3 protein-coding genes are annotated in these 1,792 nt (G+C 60.6%); 1 reads left to right on the top strand and 2 read right to left on the bottom strand.

Translation table 11 applies throughout. The features are described 5' to 3' along the window. Positions 1 to 405, top strand: a 405-nt coding sequence (locus tag JNL55_RS16580; protein ID WP_293855795.1) for a DUF4168 domain-containing protein, incomplete at its 5' end; no start/stop codon positions are given. Positions 406 to 523: 118 nt separating this feature from the next. On the opposite strand, the gene ygiD is transcribed toward JNL55_RS16580, so the two are convergent. Further along, entirely contained in the window at positions 524 to 1,306 is a 783-nt protein-coding gene (gene ygiD, locus JNL55_RS16585; RefSeq protein WP_293855798.1) for a 4,5-DOPA dioxygenase extradiol, read from the bottom strand. A 90-nt stretch (positions 1,307 to 1,396) separates the two neighbouring features. After that, positions 1,397 to 1,594: a hypothetical protein gene (locus JNL55_RS16590; protein WP_293855801.1), complete on the bottom strand. Its 198-nt coding sequence runs from the start codon at positions 1,592 to 1,594 to the stop codon at positions 1,397 to 1,399. Positions 1,595 to 1,792 lie beyond the last annotated feature (198 nt).

A 1,792-nucleotide genomic window follows, 5' to 3' on the forward strand; every position in this document is an offset into this window, starting at 1 on the left:
CTGATCTATCCCGCGTTGTTCGCTGCCAGCACCGTCGTGGCCTCTGCGGCATGGGCCCAGGTGCAGCAAGCGCAAGAAGAACCCACCCCGCAGGCTACCGAAGCGCCTGAAACCAGTTCCGCTCCCGCCGCGAATATCAGCGATCAGAAGATCGAGCAATTTGCCGATGCGTATGTCGCGGTCCAGACCATCCAGGAAAAGGCCGCCTCAGAGCTGCAGACCGCCAAGGATCCTGCGCAAGCGGATCAAGTGAAGGCCAATGCAGAGTCGCAGATGATCGCAGCGGTGGAAAAGTCCGGTCTGAAGGTCGACGAGTTCAATCAAATCGTCGAGACCATGACGGCCAATGCTGACGTGCGCGAGCGCGTCGCGGCGAAGTTGCAGGAACGTCAGGGCGGCGGCTAATCCGTCACCCGGCACGCGCGGCTCTCCACGCACATTGACGAGTGTGGCGAGCTCGGCTTTCTTGCACACCGACAGCCCGATGTGGATCTACACATCGGGCTGTTTCTTTATGTACGACTCAAGAAAGTTGTACTGACAGCATCGAGATCGAACCGCCGTCCAAACCATCGATCGGAAAGCTAACGGCGTCGCCCGGCAAGCGCGCACCAAGCACATAGAGCAACGGCAAGTAGTGCTCAGGCGTCGGCGCAGAGAGTGCCGCATCTCTACCCAACTGTTCGTAGTCGATCAGCGGCTGATGATCGCCAGCCAGCATCCAGGTCCGCGCTTGCTGCTCGAAGCGAACGGCCCAGTCATACGGCTCGACCGCACGTCGACCCCATCCATAGGCATGCAGGTTGTGAACGATGTTGCCGCTGCCGACGATCAGAACGCCGCGATCTCGTAATGCCGCAAGCCTGCCGCCGATCTCGTAGTGCTGTTGAGCGGTGAGTGTCTCGTCGATGCTCAACTGGATGACAGGTACATCAGCCTCGGGATGGGAGTGACACAACACCCCCCAGGTGCCGTGATCCAGCCCCCACGAATCGTCCAAGCCCACTTGCGGGCCGAGCAGCTCGCGAACTTCAGCCGCCAGGTCGGGACTGCCAGGCGCCGGATACTGGAACTCGAATAGCTCGCGTGGAAAGCCGCCGAAATCGTGAATGGTTCGCGGCGTTGGCATGGCGGTCACCGCTGTATACGGCACGTACCAATGCGCCGACACACATAGCACCGCTCTGGGTTTAGGCAGCGACGCGCCTATCTGCCGCCACGCTCGCGTGTATACATTGTCGGCCAGCGCGTTCATGGGATTGCCATGACCGAAAAAGATCGCCGGCAGACGTTGGGTTGCGCTCACTCGACAGCTCCGCAGTGACAGAGCTGGAAGTATTGGACTCGACGCGCCCAGTTACCATGGGCCGCCGAGCATAAGTCTTATGACGCGCTGTTAAGCAGGTAACAGCAGGAAGGCGTCAGCCACCGCTTCCCGCGGCGATAAGCCTTGTTCGTAGAGCGGACGCCACGCGTCCCAGTCCACATCTTGCTCACCAACTTCGGTCAGCACTTCGCTCAGGTCTGCCCGAATCAGGTTCACCACGGCCCCTTGCCATTCGTACCAAGGGGTCGTGTCTGCGTTGTTGTTCATCATCTTCGCTCCCCGGACTCATCCGGTAGGCGCCGCTGTGCGCCCGCGCGCCAAGTAACGCTTCAGGGTGTCTGCAGTTCCCGTCACTTCTCCAACATTGGGGCACTGCCAGCCGAGCGTACCGCAAGCCGCTTACGCGACTCCACCTGGCACCGTTCAAGGCATGTGGTTCAACAGCAACGAGGCCAGGTTGGCGTA

Origin of the sequence: Steroidobacter sp. (genome assembly GCF_016790065.1) — a bacterium.
GTDB lineage: Bacteria > Pseudomonadota > Gammaproteobacteria > Steroidobacterales > Steroidobacteraceae > Steroidobacter.